Raw genomic sequence first — 21,286 nt, 5'->3', positions numbered from 1 at the left:
CCGACAGGCCGGTGGCGCTTGGCCCACGGCTCCGATAGCCCTTGCGTCCAGCACAGGACCAAAGGGCGAGATCCATGCAAACCACTGTTCTGATACTTCTTTTCGCGGCCGTCGTGGTGGTGAGCCTGCTCGCCGCACCCCGCCGCGCCACGGTTGACGGCTTCTTCGGCGGGCTGAGCGCGGAGGGCCGTGCGCCAGGGCTGTGGATGCTGGTGCTGAGCCAGGTCACCACCTGGATTTTCGCCCGCTCGCTGATGAATTCCGCCATCCTCGGCTACTACTACGGGATCGCCGGCACGCTGGCCTATGCAGCCTATTACGGCTCTTTCCTGACCGGCGGACTGATCGTGGCGCACCTGCGCCGCAACGGGGCAGGTTCGATGCAGGATTGGCTCGGCGCGCGCTTCGGGCCCGCCGGGCAGGGGACCTACAATCTGGTGATCGGCTTGCGGTTGCTCTCGGAGGTGTTCGCCAACCTTCTGGTGGTCGGGCTTATCTTCGATGCGCTGGCGGGAGGCAGCGGCACGCTGGCCATCCTCATCGTGTCGGTCCTGGGGCTCGCCTACTCGGCCTGGGGCGGCTTGAGTGCGGCTTTGCGCACCGATGTGGTGCAGATGACACTGTTTCTCGTGGTCCTCATGCTGGCTTTCGGTGCACTGGTGCTTTCGCCCGGATTCTCTCTCGGCGCGGTGCTGACGGCCTCGGGTGTGTCCGGCAGCCACAACGGCTGGATTCTGCTGGCCGTCGCGGCGCTGCAGGTCTTCTCCTATCCCGCCCACGACCCTGTCATGATGGATCGCGGGTTCCTCGCGGATGAGGCGACCACACGCCGCTCGTTCCTTCACGCGTTCTGGATTTCGACACTCTGCATCATCGCCTTTGGGTTTTTCGGCATCCACGCGGGCCTGATCGGAGCTGACTACGAAGGCGAACTCATCGGGACCTGGGCGGGCATGTTTCCGCCCTGGGTCTTCGTGCTGCTGGTTGTATCGCTGCTGGTCTCCGCGCTCAGCACATTGGACTCCGCCCTCGCCTCATCCGCCCGTCTGGGGGTCGAGGAGCTGGGCCTTGCCGCGCGCAGCTTGGCCGGCGGGCGCGGAGTCATGGTGGCTGTGATGGTGCTGGGGGCGGCACTGACACTGTGGGGCAATGCGACCCTCTTCGATGCGGTCGCTGTCAGCGGGACGGCCTCGATGTTCCTTGCGCCGGTGCTGCTGATTGGACTGATCCGCGGGCGCCACGTGCCGCTCTGGTCTTATCTGCTGGCTTACGGTGCTGCGATGCTCGGCGCGTTCGCTTACTTCGCGCGCAGCTGGCCGACCATAGCCGCGCTGCTGCCCGAGGGGCACAAATACGAACAGCTGCTGGCGATCTGCGTCGTGGTTCTGGGCGTCGGCTTCGCGGCAGTGCTTGCAGGGGCGCGGAAGGGCTGATAGCCCCTTATCCGATGAATTTGATCGGATTTGGGCCGACACGTGACCACGCCTCCCCCCCGGCTTGAAATCAGAAACCTGCGCCGCGCCTTTGACGGGCGCGCGGTCGTCGATGATGTGAGCTTTGCGATCCAGCCCGGGCAGGTCACCTGCCTGCTCGGCCCGTCGGGATGCGGGAAATCCACCACGCTGCGCATGATCGCGGGCGTGGAGATGCAGGACAGCGGCGAGATCTATGTGGACGGGCATCTCGTCTGCGACACGGTCTTCCGGCTGCCGCCCGAGCGGCGCGAGATCGGGCTGATGTTTCAGGACTTTGCGCTCTTCCCGCATCTGAGCGTCGCCGACAATGTGGCCTTTGGCCTCAAGAGGGCCCCGAAGGCCGAGAAGCGCGCGCGGGTTGAGGAACTGCTGGCCCGGGTGGATCTCATGCGGTTCATCGACGGCTATCCGCACCAGCTTTCGGGGGGCGAGCAGCAGCGCGTCGCCCTGGCGCGTGCCCTCGCGCCGCGGCCGAAGATCATGCTGATGGACGAGCCTTTTTCCGGCCTCGACAACCGGCTGCGCGACGGCATTCGGGACGAGACGCTGAACATCCTCAAGGAGGAGAACACCGCCGTGCTGCTGGTCACGCATGAGCCAGAAGAGGCGATGCGCATGGCCGATGAGATCGCGCTCATGCGCGACGGGCGGATCGTGCAGCACGGCGCGCCCTATAACGTCTATACCCGGCCTGTGGACCGCGCGGCGGTGGCGTTCTTCTCGGATACCAACGTGCTGAAGGCGCGCGTGCAGGGGGCGCTGGCCGAGACGCCGTTCGGGCAGTTCCTGGCGCCAGGAGTGCCCGATGGGACAGATGTGGATATCGTCTTTCGTCCGCAGCATGTGCGCATCGACTTCGACCGCAACGGCGTCGGCCCCAAGCCCACGGCCACGGACGGCACAGCGGCGCGCGGCGTGGTGCAGCGGGCGCGCTTCATGGGCAACGAAAGCCTCGTGGAGTTCGCCATGGATTACGGCGGTGCCGTCCTGCGGGCGACGGTGCCGAATGTGTTTCTGCCGAAACCGGGCACGGTCATGTGGCTGACGATCCGGCGGGACAGGTGTTTTGTTTTTCAAGCCTGAGGGCCAAGGAGGAGTGCTATGACGCGATTGCTGGTGGAGTTCGGAATGGGCACGTCGCTGCGGCGGGGCGACTATACGCAGGCGGCGATGCGGGGTGTGAAGGACGCGCTCTGGCACAATTCGATCAACCTGGCCGAGCTTTTCGGCTTCGAGAAAACCGACATGCAGATCCGCGTCGACATCGGCGTGCAACAGCCCGACCAGGTGGATGTGACGGAGGTTTTGAAGGTCTTTCCCTATGGCCATGCTGAGGTCGTGGTGCATCACGGCGGGCTCGACATCGCGCGGCCCGAGGGTGAGGGCAACCCGACCATCATGGCCAATGTGGCGCTGACCGTGGGCTTCGACATGGAGCGCGGCGGTGACTGAGCAGCGATTGATCATCGAGATGGGCATGGGCAACGACCTGCACGGGCAGGACTATACCAAGGCCGCCAAACGCGCGATCGAGGATGCGTTCCGCCATTCCTCGCTGCCGATCTTTGGCGCTGTGGGGCTGACCCATGAGGCGATGCGCGTGCAGGTGACCGTGGGTGTGCAAGAGCCCGAGGCGGTGGATGTGGACGCTCTGGTCGCAACGCTGCCGCGCGGGCGGGCCGAGGTGCGTGTGGTCAAGGGCGGGTTGAACGTGGGCACCGACACCGACGACCCCATCGTGATTGCGCAGGCGAGCGTCGAGGCTTTCCTGCCGCCCCAGACCGGCTGGCGGCTCAGATCCTGACAGCCGGCGTTGGCCTGTTGCCCTACGGACTCGCGCAGGCGTGTCTTGCGTGCGTCACCGTCTGGTTGTACATCCGGTGCAGCCCATGTCATCTCATGGGACAGGTAACAAGGATTGTGATATGAAGAAATCTGGTATTGTAGTGGCCGTCGCCGCAACCGCGCTGCTGACCGCCTGCGCGAACACACCGCAGCAACAAAGAGAAGTCGGGTGCGTCGGTGCAGGTGTTGCCGGTGCACTGGCCGGTGCGGCCGTTGGCAGCCAGCTGGGTGGCGGCACAGGTCGCGACATCCTGATGGCGGGTGGCGCCGTCGCGGGCGGTCTGGCCGGAAACAACGCCGCCGGCTGCTAAGGATGCCCTGGCGCGGAGACTGTCGCGCCAAGGTGGAGCCCACTGCTGTTTCGGCCCGAACCGAAACAGCAAATCTCCCCTCTCAACCAATCTGCATTCGTGCGGCGCGCTGCTGACGGCGCGTGCCGTCGTCATACCCTCTGCGATCAGGGCGTATAGTCGGCCAGCGTCTTGCCCGGTTCGTCCACGAAGAGCTCGGGCAGGGCCTCCGCGGTCTCGATCAGATCGACGCGAAAGACGCGAAACGCATCGCGCAGCTCACACCAGGCGGTGAGCGTCCAGATGCGGCCCCAATACTCCATATGCAGCGGCCGGATCGTGCGCGTGGTCATGCGCGCCTCCTTCGACGTATAGGTCAGCCGCAGCTTCTGCTTGGCGCGGATCGCGGCCCGCAGCGTGGGCATGTGGGCAAAGCCGCGGGCCGCATCCGCAAAGGGGTAGACGGCGAACTTCCATTGATCGGCCTCGGCGATGGTCTGGGTGGGCAGCACCGCGTCGACCTTGTCCGCAAGGCTGAGGGCGGCCGCCTTGAGATCGGGGTCAGCGGCTTCGGCGACGATGGCCATGCCGAGGTTCAGCGCCTCCAGTTCGGCCACCGTGAGGTTCAGCGGCGGCAGGCTGATCGCCTCGGTGATCATGTAGCCCACGCCGCGTTCGCCCTGCACCGGCACGCCCGAGGCCACCAGCGTGTCCATATCGCGGTAGATCGTGCGGGTGGAGACCTCCAGCCGCGCGGCAATGTCCTGCGCGCGGTGCAGTTTGCCGTCGCGCAGGATCTGGATGATGTCAAAGAGGCGGTCAGTGCGGCGCATGATCCTCCGGTGGCAGGTAAAGCGAAATCTCTGCATGGCGCATGGACATATCCGTCTGGTCGATCATTGCCATGAAAGGCCCGGCTTCGGGGCGGTCGAATATCGCCTTCGCGGCCGCCTCCGCGGCGTCGCGCGAGGTCCAGGTGATGAATTCGGTCCAGAGACCGTCCGCATCGGCGCTGAGCGTGCGCGAGATCATGGCCCCAGTGCTGCGCAGGAACGGAGTCATCGCCTCTGCGGCCTCCGCGAAGGCTTGCGGATCGCTGCCCGCCTTCAAGCGGAAGGTCACGATCTCGGCGACTGTGGGCGTGGTCATATGTCTGTCCTTTGCTGGTGTTCTTGACAGGCCCGGTCTAGCACTCTGCAACTGACATAAACCTGTCAGTTGAGTTTTGCGAGGCTTCATTTTCCGTGCATTTGTCCCAGATTCACGGGTGTCGGACCGGTTTCAGGCTTCTGTGACTCGGGCTGGCTGCGTATTGCTGTCTCAGACGGCGCTGCGGATGCGGCGCGTGACCTTATGGGAGACGTATCATGTTGAACAATATCGGCCTTCCTGGCCTTCTGTTGATCGCGGTCGTTGTGCTGGTGCTCTTCGGACGCGGCAAGATTTCCAGCCTGATGGGCGAAGTGGGCAAGGGCATCACCTCGTTCAAGAAAGGCATCAGCGAAGGCCAGGACGAAATCGCCAAGTCCGAAGAAGCCAAGGACGTGACCCCCGAGGCCGAAAAAGACAAGGTCTAGCGCATGTTCGATATTGGCTGGACGGAGATGCTGGTCATCGGCATCGTCGCGCTGATTGTTGTGGGCCCGAAGGATTTGCCGGTGCTGTTCCGCTCGCTGGGGCAGTTCGTGGGCAAGGCCAGGGGCATGGCGCGCGAGTTCAGCCGCGCGATGAACGACGCCGCCGACGAGGCGGGCGTGAAGGACGTGGCCAAGGGGCTGAAGGCGGCGACGAATCCGATCAACTCCGCCATGGACGGCGTGAAAAACGCGGCCGCCGATCTCGGCAAGTTCGATCCGGACAGCGAAACCGGCAAGCTGGCCGCGGAACGGGCTGAGAACGCCAAGAAGATCCAGGCGGCGACCGCCCGTGCCGCAGCGGACCGCAAGATGAAAGAGGCGCAAGAGGCGCAAGCCAAGGCCGCCGAGCTCGAAGCTGTGCGCGATGCCGAGCCTCCTGCCAAGAGTGAAACATGAGCTCATCCGACGATATCGACGACAGCGCCGCCCCGCTGATCGAGCATCTGGCCGAGCTGCGCACGCGGCTCATCCGCTCGGTGCTGGCGTTTCTGGTGGGCATGGTGATCTGCTTTACCGTCGCGACACCGATCTTCAACTTCCTGACCGATCCGCTCTGCGCCGTGCTCTCCGACCGCGGGCAGGACTGCGACCTGATCTTCATCAGCCCGCAGGAAGGCTTCTTCGTGGCGATCAAGGTCTCGTTGCTGGGCGGGTTTATCCTGGCGTTCCCGGTGATCGCGCATCAGATGTGGCGCTTCGTGGCGCCGGGGCTCTACAAGAACGAAAAGAATGCGTTCCTGCCGTTCCTCGTCGCCTCGCCGGTGATGTTCCTGCTTGGCGCGTCCTTTGCCTTCTACATCGTCACGCCACTGGCCTATGACTTTTTCCTTGGGTTCCAGCAGTTTGGCGAGGGCGGCGAGGCGGTGGTCGGCGATCCGGCGACCAATCCTGGCTTGAGCGTGGTGTTCCAGGGCTCGGCGCAGGAGTATCTGAACCTCACGATCAAGTTCATCGTGGCCTTTGGCATGTGTTTCCAGCTGCCGGTGCTGCTGACCCTGATGGGCAAGGCGGGGCTGGTGAGCGCCGAGGGGCTTGGCAATGTGCGCAAATATGCGGTGGTTGCGATCCTGGTGCTCGCGGCACTTGTGACGCCGCCCGACGTGATCACGCAGATCATTCTCTTCGTGGTGGTCTATGGGCTCTATGAGGTGTCGATCTTTCTTGTGAAACGGGTCGAGAAGAAACGCGAAGCCAAGCTGCGCGCGGAAGGTGTCTGGTTCGAGGACGATGAAGAGGCGGAAGACCTCGCGGAGGAGCGGACCAAGTGACCCACGACCCGATGGAGCGCATCGCGGCGGCGCTGGAGCGTCTGGCGCCCGCGCCGCTCGCCGCGCCCGATTTTTCCGCCGCGCCGGCCTTTGTCTGGCATGTGGAGCCGGACCGGCTGGAGCCTGTCCAGCAGGTGGCACGCGTCGATCTCTCGCTGTTGATCGGGGTGGATCGGGCGCGCGACACACTGCTTGCGAATACCGAGCAGTTTGCCCGTGGATTGCCGGCGAACAACGCGCTCCTCTGGGGCGCGCGCGGAATGGGAAAATCAAGCCTTGTCAAATCTATACATGGAGATGTTCACGCAAAGCATGAAGCCTTGCGGATCGTGGAGCTGCAGCGCGAAGATCTGCCCTCCGTCGGGCGGCTGCTGAACCTGCTGCGCGGCGCACCCTACCGCTTCATCCTGTTCTGCGATGATCTCTCTTTCGGTCATGACGATGCGCATTACAAGAGCCTGAAAGCGGTACTCGATGGGGGCATCGAGGGACGGCCGGAAAACGTGGTGCTTTATGCCACGTCGAACCGGCGGCACCTGATGCCGCGGGACATGATCGAGAATGAACGTGGCAGCGCGATCAACCCCTCCGAGGCCGTGGAGGAGAAGGTCTCGCTGTCGGACCGCTTCGGGCTGTGGCTCGGGTTCCACCCCTGCGACCAGGATCAGTATCTCGCCATGATCCGCGGCTATTGCGATGCCTATGGCATCCAGATCGGCGAGGATGACCTGCGCGCGGAAGCCATCGAATGGCAAGCCACGCGCGGAGCGCGCTCGGGCCGGGTCGCCTGGCAGTACGTCAACGATCTGGCGGGCCGCAAGGGCGTGACGCTGGGCGCCTGAGGCCGCCGCCTATTGCAGGTAGGGCATCGGGTCGACGCTGTCGAAGCCCTTGCGCACCTCGAAATGCACATAAGCATCGTTGCCGCTGCGCAGTTTCGCCATGGGCTGGCCCCGCGTGACCTGTGTGCCCTTCTCCACCGAGACATCGGTGACATTGGCATAGACGGTGAGCAGTTCCGGGTCGTGGCGCACCACGATGATCGGAATGCCATCGGCGCTCTTGGTGATCGCGGCGACGGTGCCTGCATCGGCAGCCTTCACAGGGGCGCCGTCCTCGGCCTTGATGTTGATGCCCTCGTTCTTGCCCTTGGCATACTCGCGGATGATTGAACCGCTGACCGGGAAGACCATCCGGGCGTCCGAGGCGGTTTGTGTCTGTTCGCCCACGTCCACGGGGGGCGGAGCCTCGACGGCAGGTGCGGGGTCGGTCTCGGGCAGCGGCTTTTCGGCGCTCGGCGGCGTGGGCGTGGGCGAGCCTGCACCGGGCCGGGTCACCGCGTCCGCCGGGGCGGGCGCGGCCTGCTTGGCAACGGGGATCAGCAGGAACTGACCTTCGCGGATCGCGAAATCGGGGCCGAGACCGTTCCACTCGGCCAACGACTTTACCGGCACGTCGTAAAGCCGCGCGATCGTATAGGCCGTCTCGCCGCGCTCGACCTTGTGGCGGGTGGGCTCGTCGCCGGTCTGCGGCTGCGGGGCCGCAGCCGTGGCGGGCGGCAGCGCCGCGGTGCGCACGCCCTCACTCTGAGGCGACCGGTTGATCGCATCGCCCGCCAGCGTGCCGATATCCACATTGCTGGGCTGGATCGGGCCGGTGGCGATGGCGCCCGTGGCAGGCGACGGCTCGGCCACGCGGCTGGGCAGCGCGATGACCTCGCCCTGGCGCAGCGGTACATCCGCTTCGATCCCGTTGAAGCGGGCGAGCTCCGGCGCGCTGACGCCGAGCCGGGTGGCGACGCTCTGGATGGTGTCGCCGCGCTCGGCCACGGCCACTTGATAGTTGGGGTAGGAAATCACGCCGCGGTCGTCGGGCCGGGGGCGGTCGGCGGTGACCACGCCCGTCGCAGCACTGGCCGTACTGAACTGACCGAGCCCGCCGCGCAAGTCGAAGTCGAGCGGATCGGAACAGCCCGCGAGCATCACAATCGCGGTTGCCGTCGTCAGCGAAAGGCGCGCGCGGGTGCGCGAGATCATCGGGGTCATCTGCTTGTCCTCAATCGGGCCACTGCCATGCATTGGTTTTGTCCAACACTTTGTTAACCCCTTTATAACAGCTTATGTGTCCTTTCCCAAGCCTTCCAATAGCGGGACGAAGCGGACTTGCCGCAATTCCTCGTATTCGACGCCGCTGGGCTTCTTGCGCACGACGATCAAATGCTGCACCGCATCCGATTGACCGACCGGAACGACCATGGTGCCGCCGGTCTTCAGTTGCTCCATCAGCGTGCCCGGCGGGTCTTCGGCGGCCGCTGTCACGATGATGCGATCAAAGGGCGCCTGGTCGGGGTAGCCGAAGCTGCCGTCGCCGGTGATCGCTGTGATGTTGGTGAGGCCTAACTCATCGAAAAGCTCGCGCGCCTCGCGGACCAGCCGGCTGTGCCTGTCGATGGTATAGACCCGCCGCGCGAGCCTGCTGAGGATCGCGGCCTGGTAGCCCGAGCCCGTACCCACCTCCAGCACCTTGTCGCGCGGGCTGATGTGCAGGGCTTGGGTCATCAAGCCCACGACCGAGGGCTGGCTGATGGTCTGGCCGCAGGCGATGGGCAGCGGCATGTCCTCGTAGGCCCGGTTCGAGAAGATACCGCGAATGAAGGGGCCCCGGTCGATCGCCTCCATCGCCGAGAGCACGCGGCTGTCGGTCACGCCCTTGGAGCGCAGCGCATAGAGGAACTGCATCTTGCGTTCCGCGTCGTCGCTCATGTGGCAATGCCTGTGAGCCGGTCCATCATCTCATGTGCTGTCAGGTCGGCCCGCATGGGCGTCACGGAGACATAGCCTTCCAGGTTGTCGGCGGCATCCGATCCTGGTGCCGTTGCGATCTGCTGGTTGCCGCCGCGGATCCAGAGGAAGCGGCGGCCCGAGGGCGAGGTGTGTGGCTCGGTCGAGAAGCCGGTTCCGGGGCGCATGCCTTGGGTGGAGAGGCGGATGCCCTTCACATCGCGCGCCAGCACGGGTGGGAAATTCACGTTGTAGAAGAGCCGGTAGCCGCCGTTTTCCTCCGGGGTGGAGGCGAGGATGCGGCGCACCACATCGGCGCCATGCTCTGCCGCGGCGTCGAAGGGGTTGTCGGCGCGCCCGTTTGCGGGGCCGTAGTATTGCGACAGTGCTATGGCAGGCAGCCCCTGCAAAGCCGCCTCCATCGCCCCGCCTATGGTGCCGGAGTAGAGCGTGTTCTCCGCCGAATTGTTGCCCCGGTTCACACCGGAGAGCACCAGATCGGGCGGCGCGTCCTTCATCACGTCATGCAGGCCGGCGAGCACGCAATCGGCCGGTGAGCCTTCGGCGGCAAAGCGGCGCGGGCCGAATTCGCTGATCATCATCGGGTGGGTGTAGCTGATGCAATGCCCGACGCCCGATTGTTCGAAGGCGGGCGCCACGGTCCAAACCTCACCTTTCGGCCCTGCGATGTCTTCGGCTATGGCGTGCAGAACCTCGAGCCCGGGAGCGTTGATGCCGTCGTCGTTGGTGATGAGAATACGCATGTGTGGGTCCCTTTGCGCCTTGATAGGCGAGGGCAGTGCAGGCGGCAAGGTGGGAGCCTCCGGCGGGGATATTTTTAGCCAGAAGAAGCGGCGAGCTCCGCGAGAATGCAGGCCGCCTGGCCATGCGGGTCGGCGAGGCTGCCGCGGTCCTCGCCGGGGTGGAACCGGGCGCGGGTGGCCGTCGGCATCGCGTCCGGGGTCATGATGTGGATGGTCGGACCGGTCTTGGCTGTCTCGGCCTGCCAGCTGCGCGCCAGGGCGATTTGGGCCGCCTTGGTGGCGCCGTAGCTGCCGAAGAACTTCTCGCCCGCGGTGGGGTGATCGAAGAAGACGGCCTGTCCGGCCTGACCGAGAAGCGGACCCACATAGGTGATCAGCGTGCTCGTGGCGGTGACGTTGGTGGCGATGGATTTGGAGAAATCCTTGGCATCGATGTGATCGGTCGGGGCCAGCGGGGCTGCATGGACCGCGGTGTGCAGCCATAGATCGAGATGGCCCCAGCGGTCGAAGATGCCGCGGCAGAGCGTCGCCATGGCTTCGGGCTTGGTGATGTCCATTGGAGCCAGCGTGGCGCTGCCGCCCTTGGCCTTGATGCGGTCGTCGAGCTCTTCCAGCGCGCCGGTGGTTTTGGCCACGGCAATGATATGGTGGGTTTCGCCAAGCGCTTCGGCGAGGGCGGCGCCGAGGCCGTGCGAGGCGCCGGTGATGAGGGCGGTCTGTGTCATGGGCGCGTGATGAGCGCGATTGGGCGCGGCGTCAAGCGGTCTTGCGGTGGTAGGTGAGCGTCAGAAAGGCGCAGTGGTCGACGGCATCGCCGGGTATCGGCTGAGCGAGCGGCATGTGGAGCGCGCGGCTGCCGTCGTAGGTGAAGGCCCGCGGGTAGAGCGTTCGCATCGTCTCGACAAGGGTGGTCTGGCAGTGCACGTAGAGGCTCAGTCGATCTGGCATGGTCTCATGCCAGTCACACCGCAGGGTGGAGCCGATGCGAGGCCGCGCGGGCAGCCAGGCGGGATGGCCCCATTTCAGCGTTTCGGTCAAGGCGCCGACCCCCGCGCGATCTGCCACACGATAGACGATCTCGCGCAGGGCGTCGAAGTGGGCCCGCGCCGGGGCCGGCCAGCGCAGGGTGCAGGAATGGACGTCGTCGGGCAGGGGCGGCATGCTGTCAGTCTGGCGCACTCTGCTGACAGGTTTCGGCACGAGGCGGCTACTCTGCCGCCTTCATCTCGAAGCCGCTTTCGATCTGATCCGCAGGCTCCACCGGGTATTCGCCGGAGAAACACGCATCGCAATACTGCGGCTGCGCGTTGTTGCGCCCCTCGACTTCGCCCACGGCACGATAGAGCCCGTCGAGCGAGATGAAGCGCAGGCTGTCGACCTGAAGATGATCGCGCATCTCTTCTTCCGACATGGTCGCAGCCAGCAGCTTTTCACGTTGCGGTGTGTCCACACCATAAAAACACGGCCAGGCGGTGGGCGGGGAGGCGATGCGGAAGTGCACCTCCTTGGCACCGGCATCAAGGATCATCTCCTTGATCTTGCGGCTGGTGGTGCCGCGCACCACGCTGTCATCCACGAGGATCACGCGTTTGCCTTCGATCAGCGCGCGGTTCACGTTGAGCTTGAGACGCACCCCCATGTTGCGGATCTGCTCGGTGGGTTCGATGAAGGTGCGGCCCATATATTGGTTGCGGATGATGCCCATGGCGTATGGAATGCCGGATTCGAGGGAATACCCGATGGCGGCCGGGGTGCCGCTGTCGGGCACCGGGCAGACGAGATCAGCCTCGACGGGCGCTTCCTTGGCCAACTCGCGACCAATCGCCTCGCGCGTTTCATAAACGGAGCGACCGCCCAGGATGCTGTCCGGGCGGCTGAAATAGACATGCTCGAAGATGCAGAACCGGGGCTTTTGCGGTCGGAAGGGGAACTGGCTGTCGACGCCGTCCTTCGTGATTACCACCATCTCGCCCGGTTTGATCTCGCGGATGAACTCGGCGCCGATGATGTCGAGCGCGCAGGTCTCGGAGCTGAGCGCCCAGCCATCGCCGACCTTGCCCAGAACAAGCGGCCGGACGCCCAGCGGATCGCGGACGCCGATGAGCTTGGTCCGGGTCATGGCCACCACGGAAAAGGCGCCCTCGACCCGGCGCAGCGCGTCTTCCATGCGTTCGGGGATGTTGCGTTGCAGCGACCGGGCCATCAGGTGGATGATGCACTCGCTGTCCGAAGAGCTTTGGAAGATCGAGCCGCGCTCGATCAACTCGCGCCGCAGCGCATTGGCGTTGGTGATGTTGCCGTTATGCGCGATCGCGGCACCCCCCATGGCGAATTCGCCGAAGAAGGGCTGCACGTCGCGGATCGCCGTTTGCCCCTTCGAACCGGCGGTGGAATAGCGTACATGGCCGATGGCAAGTGGGCCGGGCAGGGTCTCCATGACCGCCTGGCTGGTGAAGTTGTCGCGCACATAGCCGAAGCGGCGGGCGGACTGGAACCCCTGTTCGGGATCGTGGCTGACGATGCCGCCCGCTTCCTGTCCGCGGTGCTGCAGCGCATGCAGCCCCAGGGCCACGAAGCTCGAGGCGTCGCTCACACCGATCACGCCGAAGATGCCGCATTCCTCTTTGAGTTTGTCCCCATCCTCGACATCATCGAGACAGGAGGTGTCAAAAGGATGCGCGGGGGGCATGATCTTGGACAACGGGGCAGCTCCGAATCCGGTTCGTTGTGTCACTTCGTATGTAGGGCGTCCGACCCGGCCTGTCACGAAACTATCACGAGGCAAGGCCCGATTGTCGCCTCGAAGCCACGGTCCCGACACGCGGTGCGGGAACTGCCGAAAGATCAGGCGCCGCAGTTGCCGACGAGCGTTTCATATTGCTGGGTGACCCAGCCAAGCGCCTGCTCGGGCTCCGAGTTCTCGATGCGGTCCGAGACCTGACCGAACACCACGGCCGAGCGGCTCTCATCGACCACGGTATAGCTTTCGCCCGTCACGACGGTTTCGTAGACGAAGAAGGCGATGGCGACGAGCAGGATGCCCCGTGCGACGCCGAAGACGAAGCCGAAGCCCTGGTCGATGGCCCCGAGGGCCGAGCGCTGGACCACCGAGGCAAAGAGCGGCGTGAAAAGCGACACCACGATGAGGGCCACGGCGAAGACGAGGGCGAAGGCGCCGATGATCGACAGCTCGCAGCTGTCGGCGATGAACTCGCCCACCACCGGGATCTCGCGCACCAACGGTTCGACCTGCGGCGCGAAGAGAAAGCCCAGGATCGCCGCAGCGATCCACCCGACGATGGCCATGATCTCGCGCACGAACCCGCGCCCGTAGGCCAGCAGCGCCGAGACAACGATGACAAGCGCGACCACGCCGTCGATGATGGTAAAGCCTTCCATAGTCCCTCAACGCCTTTGTTTTCTGCGCTCAGCCGGCCCCGAACACGTCGCCCACGAAGCCGGTCAGATCGCCCATGGTTGTCAGGCTCAGGCCGTGTGCGCCGAGTGGTTTGCCTCCCGCAGGAGCGATGGCAGCGGTGAAACCAAGTTTTTGCGCCTCTTTCAACCTGTTTTCCGTCTGGCTGGCGGGTCTGAGCGCGCCGGAGAGGCTGATTTCGCCGAAAACCACCGTATCGGCCGGCAAGGCTGCGTCCTCCCGTGCCGAGAGGAGCGCGGCGGCAACGGCCAGGTCGGCAGCGGGTTCGGTCACCTTCATGCCGCCGGCCACGTTGAGGTAGACGTCGAGCCCCGCGAAGGGGATGCCACAGCGTGCTTCCAGCACTGCGAGGATCATCGCGAGCCGCCCGCCGTCCCAGCCGACGACGGTGCGGCGCGCCTGGGCGTGCGGCGAGGGAGCGACGAGGGCCTGGAACTCAACGAGAACCGGCCGCGTGCCTTCGACACCAGCGAAGACAACGGAGCCGGGCGACGGCTCGCCGCGTTCGCTCAGGAACAGTGCAGACGGATTAAGAACCTCCGCCAACCCTTTGCCAGTCATTTCGAAAACACCGATCTCGTCGGCGGGTCCGAAGCGGTTCTTGACGGCGCGGAGGATGCGGAAGTGATGCCCCCGCTCACCCTCGAAGTAGAGCACCGTGTCGACCATATGCTCAACGACACGGGGGCCGGCGATCTGGCCCTCCTTGGTGACATGACCCACGAGGATCACGCTGATGCCCTTGCGTTTGGCAAAATTCGTCAGCTCATGGGCGGCCGCGCGGACCTGGCTCACCGAGCCGGGGGCGCTCTCGACATTGTCGGCCCACATGGTCTGGATTGAGTCCACGATCGCCAGCTGCGGCTTCTCGGCTTCGAGCGTGGTCAGAATATCGCGCAGGTTGGTCTCGGCGGCGAGCTTGACCGGCGCGTCCGCAAGGCCAAGACGCTGGGCGCGCATACGCACCTGCGCCGAGGCTTCTTCGCCGGAAACATATATAGTTTTCAGACCACTGCGGGCGAAAGCTGATGCGGCTTGCAAAAGGATGGTCGACTTGCCTATCCCCGGATCGCCGCCCACGAGGATGGCCGAGGCGGGCACAAGGCCGCCGCCGAGCACGCGGTCAAGCTCCGCAATGCCCGAGGTCGTGCGCGGCGGTGGCGGCTCTTCGGTCGCGAGGTCGGTCAGAACGATGGCCGCGCCGCGCCTGGCGCCGAGCGATTTGGCGGGCCCGGTCGAGATGCCAGCGTCTTCGGAGATGGTGTTCCACTCGCCGCAGGCCTCGCAGCGCCCGGCCCATTTTGACGTGACATTGCCGCAGGCGGAGCAGGAGAACGACGGGGATTTTGCCATGCCTCGTTTTGACCCAGCGGGCAGATGCGCTCAACCCCTTTTCTCCGCCGTGCCGACTGATATTCGACCGCTTGCACTGACATCCTGGCGAGGCAATGGTATCGCGTTGAAATCATTTGGATCGAAATGCCGGGGTTTGGCCGTTCCTGCATCGTCGCGAAAGTTGTTTCCGGCCACATGGGTGCGTCGATATGGCAATCGTGGATATACGCTCCGTGGCGCCGGTTTCCTGGGGGGCGGGCTGCACAGCATGGCCTTTGACAGAAGGGCCAGAGCTCTCCGTCAAGCTTGAGGAGATGCCCCCCGGAACGGCAGAGCAGCGTCACCGGCACGCCCGCGCGCGACAGCTGTTTTTTGTCCTGAGCGGTCTGCTGGAGATGGAATTGGCAGGGACGGTCTTCGAGATCGGCGCCGAGCAGGCGCTTGAGGTGCCGCCGGGTGCGCCGCATCAGGCGCGCAACCCTGGCAGGGACCCGGTGCGCTTTCTCGTGATCTCCAGCCCGCCAACGTCTAGAGACCGGCAGGAGGTGACCGCCCCCTCCTCTCCGATGGATGACGAGAGCACCTGACCCGCCGGCAGTGCTTGGCCGAGACCGGGCGGCTGGTTTGATTCGCGGCACCGGACGATGTATACTCAGAGGCGACGCTGCCACGTGAATTCTGCCTCTGGTTGCAACGCAACCCCCGGGAGGAGGCGGGCTGCGGCAAAGCTCACAGGGCAGGACGTCAGTCACCGGCGCGGTGCGACCAAAACATTCCGACGCGTACCGTGCTGCACATGCGGAGGACACCATCAATGAACGTGATCAAGACAGCGGAAATCGCGCGTGCACTGTACCACGCGCATGGAGACAAGGCCGAGCTCGAGGCGGCGCAACGGGAGCGCACCTCCAAAGAGGCTGGGAATCATGACGAAGCGCAGCGTTGGCGCACCATTCGGGGAAGCATCCGCCAGCTGCGCGGCGCCAACCAGAGCTAGGACGCCCGTCTGAAATTCCACGCCAGTGGCGGCTGGTGATGCTGGCAGCGCCCGACCCGTGGGTGAGGGTGCGTCGGTGCCGCCGCGCCGCGCCTATTCGGCAGCGACGTTCGACAAGCGCACAACGCGGTCAGGCGCGGTGGGGCTGTTGGTCGACCGGCTGCTGGAGAGGTCCAGCTCTGGCAACAGTTCGTTCAGATCGGCGGCCATGCGATTGAGCTGGGCGCGTGCGATATCCTCATCGACTTCGAGCCGATTGGCCCATTGGCGTATGTCGTCGTGCAGCGCCTTGGCGTGGTCGAGACGCTCCTGAAAGCTGTCGATTTCCTGCTGGCGCTGGCGCAGGAAGTCATAGGCGCGCTCCATCCGCTCGTCGGAGTAGGTTTGCGCCAGATCTTCGCTGATCCGGCTCATTTGGGCGGCCACTTCCAGGATGTCGGGCTCCAGCCCGCCGAGGTCGGGGTGGTTGCGCAGATGGGTGATGCGCTCCTTCACAGCGTCGAACTCGGAGGGGGCCTGAAACGCTCCGGCACGGTCAGCGGCATGTACGGTGGCGTAGGCACGCGCGACATCCTCCATGCGCATCGAGAAGCTGTGATGCGCGCTTTCGAGCTGCATGACGCGGCGGTTCGTCGGCAAAAAGACGCAGAGGCAGAGCAGCAGGCCGGTCAGTGCCAATTGCAGGTAGAGCCCGCCGTCGGGCACCGCGGTTTCATTGATCATCAAGGGCAGTTCGAGCCAGGGCACGACACCCACCGCCGCAAGCCCACTCAGGGTCGTTGCAGCCAGCGTGGCAAGACAGATCAGCGTGAGGGCCGCGCCTTGCAGGGCGGTCCGGGTCGCAACGAGGGTCGGTCGCATCGTCTGCATGGATCAACTCTTCCGCATCATCGTTAACACCAGCGCCACCTGACCGCTCGAAAGCTGCCCGGTAAGCGATAGCAAGGTATCATAAAACATCGAAAAATTTTAGAAGAAACCAATTCTTAGTGAATCTTGCCACTTTGAGGCGAGGACTGTTTCCCTAGCGTCAACAGCGCGACTTCCTGGCGGGAATCGTTTCGAATTTTCCGGGAGTCACGCGGCGAAAACGGAGTACGACTCCGAACACTTGGTGACCCGGCAGCGCTGACGCCAACAGGCTGCACAGCGCCAGACACTATTCACCGGGTGATCTAACGCACCGCCTCGATAGGACCTTCAGCCTTGCCTTGGATGAATTGCTCCAGGTAAGGGTTGCCGCTCTGGTCCATTTCGCTCACCGGGCCGGTCCACTGGATCACGCCCTCGTGCAGCATGGCGATGTTGTCGGCGATGGCGCGCACCGAGGTCATGTCGTGGGTGATGGTCATGGCCGTCGCCCCCATTTCCACCACGATCTCGCGAATGAGTTCGTTGATCACGCCCGACATAATGGGGTCGAGCCCGGTGGTGGGCTCGTCGAAGAAGATGATCTCGGGTTCCGCGGCGATAGCGCGGGCGAGGCCAACCCGCTTTTGCATGCCGCCCGAGAGCTCAGCCGGCAAGCGGTCGGCGACATCCTCTTTCAGCCCCACGCGGCGGAGCTTTTCGATGGCGATGGCGCGCGCCTCCTCGTGCGGGCGCTTGAGCGAGCCGCGCAACAGGCGGAATGCGACGTTCTGCCAGACCGGCAGGCTGTCAAAGAGTGCGCCGCCCTGGAAGAGCATCCCGAAGCGGGCAAGGAAGGCGTCGCGGTCGCCTTTGCTCGCGTCCTTGCCGTCGACGGTGATGGTGCCGCTGTCCTGATGCACAAGCCCGAGGATACATTTCAGCGCGATGGATTTGCCCGTGCCCGATCCGCCGATGATCACCATCGACGTCCCCTTGGGGATCGAGAGGTTGAGGCCCCGCAGCACGTGGTTCGATCCGAAGGATTTGCGGATGTCTTTCATCTCGATCATAGGGTGAAGAACACTCCGGTGAGGACGAAATTCGCGGCGAGGATGAGCACCGCGGCCCCTTCGACGGCGGTTTTTGTCGCACGGCCCACGCCCATCGCGCCGCGGCCCGAATGCATACCGTGGTAGCAGCCCATCAGGGTTGCGGCGAAGCCGAAGAAGGCCCCCTTGGTCAGCGAGGAGATCACGTCGAGCGGTTCGAGGAAGTCGACGGTGTTGCGGATGTAGGCCGCCGGGTTGAACCCCAGCGTGCCGGTGGCCACCGCATAACCGCCGAAAACGCCGATGATGTCGCCCACAGCCACAAGGCCGGGCACCACGATCAGGCCCGCGAGCACGCGCGGCACGGTGAGGTATTTCATCGGGTGGGTGGAGAGGGTGACCAGCGCGTCGATCTGCTCGGTCACTTTCATGGTGCCGATCTCGGCGGCGATCGAGGAGGTGACGCGGGCGGCGATCATCAGCCCGACCATCACCGGGCCCAGCTCGCGCACCACGCCCACGGCGACGATCTGCGGCACCACCGCTTCGGCGTTGAACCGCGAGCCGCCTGCGTAGATCTGCAAGGCGAGCGCACCGCCGGTGAAGACGGCGGTCAGGCCCACCACCGGCAGCGACAGCCAGCCGATGTTCATCAGCGCGGACAGAAACTCCCGGCCATAGAACGGCGGGCGCAGCATGTGGCTGACCGCATCCACGGCAAAGAGCGCGATGCGGCCGATCATGGCCAAGGCGGCCAGCACGGCGCGGCCAAGGAGGGCGAACGGTTTCATCAGACGTAGATGCGCTTGTAGCGCCCTCCAAGCGAGGTCAGGATTTCATAGCCGATGGTATCGGCAAACCCGGCGACCGTGTCCACCGATTGATGGCTGCCGATGAGCTCGAGCGTCTCCGGCTCCTCGGCGAGCCCGGTCACGTCGACGCCGATCATGTCCATCGAGATCCGCCCGACGACCGGCACCGCGGAGGCGCCGGTATGCAGCTGTGCTTTCGGACCCATGCCGCGGATGACCCCGTCGGCGTAGCCGGCCGAAATCGTGGCGATGCGCGAGGGGCTGCGGGCGACCCAGGTGTTGCCATAGCCAACCGTTTCACCCACCGCGACATCGCGGATCTGGATCACCGGGATATGCAGCTCCACCACCGGGCGCGCATCGACGAAGGGCAGGCCGCCGTAAAGCCCGATGCCGGGGCGCACCATGTCGAAGTGATAATCGGACCCGAGCAGGATGCCGCCCGTGGCGGCCAGCGAGCGGGGCACGTCGATGCCCTCGGTCATCTCGCGGAAGGTCTGAAGCTGGCGCGCGTTCATCTCGTGATCGGCCTCATCGGCGCAGGCGAGATGCGACATCACCAGTGTCGGGCTCTGATCGAGGGCCAGGTCGCGCAGCGCGCGCCACTCCGCATCCTCCATGCCGAGCCGGTTCATTCCGGTGTCCAGCTGCAGACCGAAGGGGTGGCCGGGCAGCGATTCCACATGCACCAGCATCTGGTCGACGGAGTTCAGCATCGGTGTGAGCTGTGCCTCCCGGATCAGCGCGGTGTCGCCGGGCATGTGACCGGAAAAGACGTTGATCTGCGGGCCCTCACCCAGGATCTTGCGCAGCTCGGCGCCTTCTTCGGCCATGGCGACAAAGAAGCTGCGGGCGCCCGCGCGGGCCAGCGCCGGGGCGACCTTGGCCAGCCCAAGCCCATAGGCGTCGGCCTTGACGACCGCACCCGTTTCCGCCTGCGCCATCGTGTTCAGGCTGTGCCAGTTCTCCACCAGCGCGGTCATGTCGATGGAAAGGATCGCGGTTGCCATTGTCGCGTTTTGACAGGGATCAGCCGAGGGTCAAGTGGAAATTGGCCACCGGGCAGGGGCTTGCGCAGCGATCATGGAATGTCGAAGTAGGCCCGGTTCTGCTCCCACATCTTTTCGCCGATCAGGCAATCATAGGCGGGCGGGGGGCTGTATTGCGCCGGTTGGACGCGTGCAGGCTGCCCTGCGATTTCCAGCACCAGCTTGCGCTTGACCGCACCCGCGAACTGGTCCCAGTCGAGCACCGGGATCACGAAGGCGCCGGGCCCGCCGATCACGCAATTCTTGTAGTAGATGTCGAGATCGGGAATGCCCCAGATCTCGCTCAACGCATCGGTGGTCATCAGCGGCAGGCCGTTGATGATGAACCCCGCTTCGAGGGCGGCATCGCGGGCACCGGTGACCGGACGGCCCTGGTTGTTCGGCCCGTCGCCAGAAACATCGATCACCCGCCGCAGGCCGTGAAAGCCGTTGTCCTCGAAATCGCCCGCCGCATAGAGCAGCGCGCCCGAGATCGACGTGCGGCGCAGCCCCGCATCAAAGCGCGCGGTGATCTGATGTGCGATCGCTTTGGCCTCTTCCTCGGTACTCAGCAGGGTCCAGGGCACGATGACCCGCTGCGAGTACTCCCCCGCCCATTCCACGTACGTCACCGCGATGCGACCCAGAAGGCCGTTCGCGATCGCGTCGAGCACCTGCGGGCTGGTGATGGCCTCGGCATAGCCGCGGCGCTGTATCTCCAACTCCGCCGGGGACATGGAGCGCGAGACATCGACAGCAAGGAAGAGCTCGACATCGACCTCAAGATCATCCGCCCGAAGCAGGGTCGGCCAGAGCAGCAGAAAAGCGAAAAGGAGACGCATGACCCCATAGCGCCAGACTTCGCGAAGGCTGTCCAATCACAATTGTTTCACGCGGTCTCTGGCGGCGTCGTATGTCCTCGCGCGCCGGTTCCAGGCTGCGTCCGACTGTTTTCGAGCGCAGCGTTCAGCGCCACATCTTTGACTGGCTTGCCCAGCCTCTGATCACATTTCGGTCTCCAAGCTGTGTCAAGCTAACTTTACACTTGTAGATGTCAATATCATGTGACACAGTTGACGCTACGGTGCGCGTTTTGGAGTGGGTCAGGCAGAGCTTGGGTCTGGCCAGTATTACGTACGCAAAACGGAGGACCCATTATGGCGGACGGAGAAGACAAGGTTTGGCCTACGGGGCTGACCCTGGAGGAGGCTGAGGAGGTCCATAGTTACCTCATCGACGGAACACGCGTCTTCGGCCTGATTGCGCTTCTGGCTCATATCCTGGTCGCGTTTTCGACCCCCTGGCTTGGATAAGGGAGAGACGACATGAACAATGCAAAGATGTGGCTGGTCGTGAAACCGACCGTAGGTGTGCCGATCTTCCTGAGTGCCGTGGCGATCGGATCGTTCGCGGTGCATGTGGCCGTGTTGAGCAATACGACCTGGGTGTCGGATTTCCTGTCAGGCAAGGAGCTGGGCTCGGGCGCTGAAACCGCCTCGGCCACGATGCTGCAGGATGGCGATACGGCGAAGGTGTCCTATGCGGCGCCAGCAGCAGATGGCACGCAGGAGGTAACCATCATCCTGTCGGATGGCACGCCGGTGAAGGCGATCCTACAGCCGCCGGAGGTGCATGCGGCCTCGAGTACCGGGGGCGCGACCGTCCTCAGGCAATAGCGCTTTGGGCCCGCTGATCTGATGCAGCGGGTCTGATTTTTC

General features: G+C 64.6%; 28 protein-coding genes. 13 read left to right on the top strand and 15 right to left on the bottom strand.

Annotation, left to right across the window (positions count from 1 at the left end):
* The first annotated feature begins 74 nt into the window (after positions 1 to 74).
* The 5 genes from MUB52_RS13535 to MUB52_RS13515 all read left to right on the top strand — a co-directional run bounded on the left by MUB52_RS13535 (position 75) and on the right by MUB52_RS13515 (position 3,631).
* Positions 75 to 1,433 carry an SLC5/6 family protein gene (locus tag MUB52_RS13535; RefSeq protein WP_263844758.1) on the top strand — a complete coding sequence of 453 codons (1,359 nt, stop codon included), beginning with the start codon at positions 75 to 77 and terminating at the stop codon, positions 1,431 to 1,433.
* Between the two features lie 42 nt (positions 1,434 to 1,475).
* Positions 1,476 to 2,558, top strand: a complete 1,083-nt coding sequence (locus MUB52_RS13530) for an ABC transporter ATP-binding protein (RefSeq protein ID WP_263844757.1) — start codon at positions 1,476 to 1,478, stop codon at positions 2,556 to 2,558.
* 18 nt (positions 2,559 to 2,576) lie between these two features.
* Positions 2,577 to 2,927, top strand: coding sequence for a Lin0512 family protein (locus MUB52_RS13525; RefSeq protein ID WP_263844756.1), 351 nt, complete (start codon positions 2,577 to 2,579; stop codon positions 2,925 to 2,927).
* Positions 2,920 to 3,279: a Lin0512 family protein gene (locus MUB52_RS13520; RefSeq protein ID WP_263844755.1), complete on the top strand. Its 360-nt coding sequence runs from the start codon at positions 2,920 to 2,922 to the stop codon at positions 3,277 to 3,279. Before MUB52_RS13525 ends, MUB52_RS13520 begins: the two co-directional genes overlap by 8 nt.
* 121 nt (positions 3,280 to 3,400) lie before the next feature.
* Positions 3,401 to 3,631, top strand: a complete 231-nt coding sequence (locus tag MUB52_RS13515) for a hypothetical protein (protein ID WP_263844754.1) — start codon at positions 3,401 to 3,403, stop codon at positions 3,629 to 3,631.
* 146 nt (positions 3,632 to 3,777) lie between these two features.
* On the opposite strand, the gene MUB52_RS13510 is transcribed toward MUB52_RS13515, so the two are convergent.
* On the bottom strand, positions 3,778 to 4,443 hold the full coding sequence (locus MUB52_RS13510) for a helix-turn-helix transcriptional regulator (protein WP_263844753.1): 666 nt from the start codon (positions 4,441 to 4,443) through the stop codon (positions 3,778 to 3,780).
* A complete protein-coding gene (locus MUB52_RS13505) occupies positions 4,430 to 4,759 on the bottom strand; it encodes a hypothetical protein (protein ID WP_263844752.1) in 330 nt (109 codons plus the stop codon). Before MUB52_RS13505 ends, MUB52_RS13510 begins: the two co-directional genes overlap by 14 nt.
* A 218-nt stretch (positions 4,760 to 4,977) precedes the next feature.
* Here MUB52_RS13505 and tatA point away from each other — a divergent pair, with 218 nt between their 5' ends.
* The 4 genes from tatA to MUB52_RS13485 are packed head-to-tail and all read left to right on the top strand — an operon-like array spanning position 4,978 to position 7,357.
* The gene (tatA, locus tag MUB52_RS13500) at positions 4,978 to 5,187 is read left to right on the top strand and encodes a twin-arginine translocase TatA/TatE family subunit (RefSeq protein WP_263844751.1); all 210 of its coding nucleotides are present in this window, start codon (positions 4,978 to 4,980) and stop codon (positions 5,185 to 5,187) included.
* A gap of 3 nt (positions 5,188 to 5,190) precedes the next feature.
* Positions 5,191 to 5,643 (top strand): Sec-independent protein translocase protein TatB, encoded by a 453-nt coding sequence (gene tatB / locus MUB52_RS13495; RefSeq protein WP_263844750.1) that lies wholly within the window; start codon positions 5,191 to 5,193, stop codon positions 5,641 to 5,643.
* The gene (gene tatC / locus MUB52_RS13490) at positions 5,640 to 6,515 is read left to right on the top strand and encodes a twin-arginine translocase subunit TatC (RefSeq protein ID WP_263844749.1); all 876 of its coding nucleotides are present in this window, start codon (positions 5,640 to 5,642) and stop codon (positions 6,513 to 6,515) included. Before tatB ends, tatC begins: the two co-directional genes overlap by 4 nt.
* The gene (locus tag MUB52_RS13485; protein WP_263844748.1) at positions 6,512 to 7,357 is read left to right on the top strand and encodes an ATP-binding protein; all 846 of its coding nucleotides are present in this window, start codon (positions 6,512 to 6,514) and stop codon (positions 7,355 to 7,357) included. Before tatC ends, MUB52_RS13485 begins: the two co-directional genes overlap by 4 nt.
* A 9-nt stretch (positions 7,358 to 7,366) precedes the next feature.
* Here the strand turns inward: MUB52_RS13485 and MUB52_RS13480 are convergent, their stop codons facing one another.
* The 8 genes from MUB52_RS13480 to radA form a co-directional block, all read right to left on the bottom strand.
* Positions 7,367 to 8,560, bottom strand: a complete 1,194-nt coding sequence (locus MUB52_RS13480) for a LysM peptidoglycan-binding domain-containing M23 family metallopeptidase (protein WP_263844747.1) — start codon at positions 8,558 to 8,560, stop codon at positions 7,367 to 7,369.
* Positions 8,561 to 8,632: 72 nt separating this feature from the next.
* Positions 8,633 to 9,277, bottom strand: a complete 645-nt coding sequence (locus MUB52_RS13475) for a protein-L-isoaspartate(D-aspartate) O-methyltransferase (protein WP_263844746.1) — start codon at positions 9,275 to 9,277, stop codon at positions 8,633 to 8,635.
* Positions 9,274 to 10,059 (bottom strand): 5'/3'-nucleotidase SurE, encoded by a 786-nt coding sequence (surE, locus tag MUB52_RS13470; protein ID WP_263844745.1) that lies wholly within the window; start codon positions 10,057 to 10,059, stop codon positions 9,274 to 9,276. The genes MUB52_RS13475 and surE overlap by 4 nt, the downstream gene beginning before the upstream one ends.
* 74 nt (positions 10,060 to 10,133) lie before the next feature.
* Entirely contained in the window at positions 10,134 to 10,784 is a 651-nt protein-coding gene (locus MUB52_RS13465; RefSeq protein WP_263844744.1) for an SDR family NAD(P)-dependent oxidoreductase, read from the bottom strand.
* Between the two features lie 31 nt (positions 10,785 to 10,815).
* Positions 10,816 to 11,220, bottom strand: a complete 405-nt coding sequence (locus tag MUB52_RS13460) for a DUF1801 domain-containing protein (RefSeq protein WP_263844743.1) — start codon at positions 11,218 to 11,220, stop codon at positions 10,816 to 10,818.
* A gap of 46 nt (positions 11,221 to 11,266) precedes the next feature.
* Entirely contained in the window at positions 11,267 to 12,748 is a 1,482-nt protein-coding gene (gene purF, locus MUB52_RS13455) for an amidophosphoribosyltransferase (protein WP_263844831.1), read from the bottom strand.
* A gap of 155 nt (positions 12,749 to 12,903) precedes the next feature.
* Entirely contained in the window at positions 12,904 to 13,458 is a 555-nt protein-coding gene (locus MUB52_RS13450; protein WP_263844742.1) for a CvpA family protein, read from the bottom strand.
* A gap of 28 nt (positions 13,459 to 13,486) precedes the next feature.
* Positions 13,487 to 14,848 (bottom strand): DNA repair protein RadA, encoded by a 1,362-nt coding sequence (radA, locus tag MUB52_RS13445; protein WP_263844741.1) that lies wholly within the window; start codon positions 14,846 to 14,848, stop codon positions 13,487 to 13,489.
* A gap of 257 nt (positions 14,849 to 15,105) precedes the next feature.
* Here radA and MUB52_RS13440 point away from each other — a divergent pair, with 257 nt between their 5' ends.
* Both MUB52_RS13440 and MUB52_RS13435 read left to right on the top strand, forming a co-directional pair.
* Entirely contained in the window at positions 15,106 to 15,417 is a 312-nt protein-coding gene (locus MUB52_RS13440; protein ID WP_263844740.1) for a cupin domain-containing protein, read from the top strand.
* Between the two features lie 227 nt (positions 15,418 to 15,644).
* A complete protein-coding gene (locus tag MUB52_RS13435) occupies positions 15,645 to 15,827 on the top strand; it encodes a hypothetical protein (protein ID WP_263844739.1) in 183 nt (60 codons plus the stop codon).
* Positions 15,828 to 15,920: 93 nt separating this feature from the next.
* Here MUB52_RS13435 and MUB52_RS13430 read toward each other — a convergent pair whose 3' ends face one another.
* The 5 genes from MUB52_RS13430 to MUB52_RS13410 all read right to left on the bottom strand — a co-directional run bounded on the left by MUB52_RS13430 (position 15,921) and on the right by MUB52_RS13410 (position 20,410).
* Positions 15,921 to 16,697: a nucleotide exchange factor GrpE gene (locus MUB52_RS13430; protein ID WP_263844738.1), complete on the bottom strand. Its 777-nt coding sequence runs from the start codon at positions 16,695 to 16,697 to the stop codon at positions 15,921 to 15,923.
* A 305-nt stretch (positions 16,698 to 17,002) separates the two neighbouring features.
* Positions 17,003 to 17,749 (bottom strand): ABC transporter ATP-binding protein, encoded by a 747-nt coding sequence (locus MUB52_RS13425; protein ID WP_263844737.1) that lies wholly within the window; start codon positions 17,747 to 17,749, stop codon positions 17,003 to 17,005.
* A complete protein-coding gene (locus MUB52_RS13420; protein WP_263844736.1) occupies positions 17,746 to 18,519 on the bottom strand; it encodes an MlaE family ABC transporter permease in 774 nt (257 codons plus the stop codon). Before MUB52_RS13420 ends, MUB52_RS13425 begins: the two co-directional genes overlap by 4 nt.
* On the bottom strand, positions 18,519 to 19,550 hold the full coding sequence (gene alr / locus MUB52_RS13415; RefSeq protein WP_263844735.1) for an alanine racemase: 1,032 nt from the start codon (positions 19,548 to 19,550) through the stop codon (positions 18,519 to 18,521). The genes MUB52_RS13420 and alr overlap by 1 nt, the downstream gene beginning before the upstream one ends.
* 71 nt (positions 19,551 to 19,621) lie before the next feature.
* A complete protein-coding gene (locus MUB52_RS13410) occupies positions 19,622 to 20,410 on the bottom strand; it encodes a DUF1194 domain-containing protein (RefSeq protein WP_263844734.1) in 789 nt (262 codons plus the stop codon).
* Between the two features lie 315 nt (positions 20,411 to 20,725).
* On the opposite strand from MUB52_RS13410, the gene pufB reads away from it, so the two are divergent.
* Together pufB and MUB52_RS13400 are read left to right on the top strand one after the other, a co-directional pair.
* Positions 20,726 to 20,881, top strand: a complete 156-nt coding sequence (gene pufB / locus MUB52_RS13405) for a light-harvesting antenna LH1, beta subunit (RefSeq protein ID WP_263844733.1) — start codon at positions 20,726 to 20,728, stop codon at positions 20,879 to 20,881.
* 12 nt (positions 20,882 to 20,893) lie between these two features.
* Positions 20,894 to 21,244, top strand: a complete 351-nt coding sequence (locus MUB52_RS13400; protein WP_263844732.1) for a light-harvesting protein — start codon at positions 20,894 to 20,896, stop codon at positions 21,242 to 21,244.
* Positions 21,245 to 21,286: the final 42 nt, after the last annotated feature.

The organism is Roseobacter sinensis (assembly GCF_025755255.1).
Classification (GTDB): domain Bacteria; phylum Pseudomonadota; class Alphaproteobacteria; order Rhodobacterales; family Rhodobacteraceae; genus Roseobacter; species Roseobacter sinensis.
This window is presented reverse-complemented; position numbering and strand designations above follow the sequence as displayed.

Coding starts and splice junctions, on each gene's coding strand:
- MUB52_RS13465 (WP_263844744.1), bottom strand. CDS start 10,784: ATGACACAGACCGCCCTCATCACCGGCGCCTCGCACGGCCTCGGCGCC.
- radA (WP_263844741.1), bottom strand. CDS start 14,848: ATGGCAAAATCCCCGTCGTTCTCCTGCTCCGCCTGCGGCAATGTCACG.
- MUB52_RS13430 (WP_263844738.1), bottom strand. CDS start 16,697: ATGCAGACGATGCGACCGACCCTCGTTGCGACCCGGACCGCCCTGCAA.
- MUB52_RS13400 (WP_263844732.1), top strand. CDS start 20,894: ATGAACAATGCAAAGATGTGGCTGGTCGTGAAACCGACCGTAGGTGTG.
- MUB52_RS13450 (WP_263844742.1), bottom strand. CDS start 13,458: ATGGAAGGCTTTACCATCATCGACGGCGTGGTCGCGCTTGTCATCGTT.
- MUB52_RS13510 (WP_263844753.1), bottom strand. CDS start 4,443: ATGCGCCGCACTGACCGCCTCTTTGACATCATCCAGATCCTGCGCGAC.
- tatA (WP_263844751.1), top strand. CDS start 4,978: ATGTTGAACAATATCGGCCTTCCTGGCCTTCTGTTGATCGCGGTCGTT.
- MUB52_RS13515 (WP_263844754.1), top strand. CDS start 3,401: ATGAAGAAATCTGGTATTGTAGTGGCCGTCGCCGCAACCGCGCTGCTG.
- surE (WP_263844745.1), bottom strand. CDS start 10,059: ATGCGTATTCTCATCACCAACGACGACGGCATCAACGCTCCCGGGCTC.
- MUB52_RS13425 (WP_263844737.1), bottom strand. CDS start 17,749: ATGATCGAGATGAAAGACATCCGCAAATCCTTCGGATCGAACCACGTG.
- MUB52_RS13410 (WP_263844734.1), bottom strand. CDS start 20,410: ATGCGTCTCCTTTTCGCTTTTCTGCTGCTCTGGCCGACCCTGCTTCGG.
- MUB52_RS13505 (WP_263844752.1), bottom strand. CDS start 4,759: ATGACCACGCCCACAGTCGCCGAGATCGTGACCTTCCGCTTGAAGGCG.
- tatB (WP_263844750.1), top strand. CDS start 5,191: ATGTTCGATATTGGCTGGACGGAGATGCTGGTCATCGGCATCGTCGCG.
- purF (WP_263844831.1), bottom strand. CDS start 12,748: ATGCCCCCCGCGCATCCTTTTGACACCTCCTGTCTCGATGATGTCGAG.
- MUB52_RS13420 (WP_263844736.1), bottom strand. CDS start 18,519: ATGAAACCGTTCGCCCTCCTTGGCCGCGCCGTGCTGGCCGCCTTGGCC.
- MUB52_RS13535 (WP_263844758.1), top strand. CDS start 75: ATGCAAACCACTGTTCTGATACTTCTTTTCGCGGCCGTCGTGGTGGTG.
- MUB52_RS13435 (WP_263844739.1), top strand. CDS start 15,645: ATGAACGTGATCAAGACAGCGGAAATCGCGCGTGCACTGTACCACGCG.
- tatC (WP_263844749.1), top strand. CDS start 5,640: ATGAGCTCATCCGACGATATCGACGACAGCGCCGCCCCGCTGATCGAG.
- MUB52_RS13475 (WP_263844746.1), bottom strand. CDS start 9,277: ATGAGCGACGACGCGGAACGCAAGATGCAGTTCCTCTATGCGCTGCGC.
- MUB52_RS13480 (WP_263844747.1), bottom strand. CDS start 8,560: ATGACCCCGATGATCTCGCGCACCCGCGCGCGCCTTTCGCTGACGACG.
- pufB (WP_263844733.1), top strand. CDS start 20,726: ATGGCGGACGGAGAAGACAAGGTTTGGCCTACGGGGCTGACCCTGGAG.
- MUB52_RS13460 (WP_263844743.1), bottom strand. CDS start 11,220: ATGCCGCCCCTGCCCGACGACGTCCATTCCTGCACCCTGCGCTGGCCG.
- MUB52_RS13525 (WP_263844756.1), top strand. CDS start 2,577: ATGACGCGATTGCTGGTGGAGTTCGGAATGGGCACGTCGCTGCGGCGG.
- alr (WP_263844735.1), bottom strand. CDS start 19,550: ATGGCAACCGCGATCCTTTCCATCGACATGACCGCGCTGGTGGAGAAC.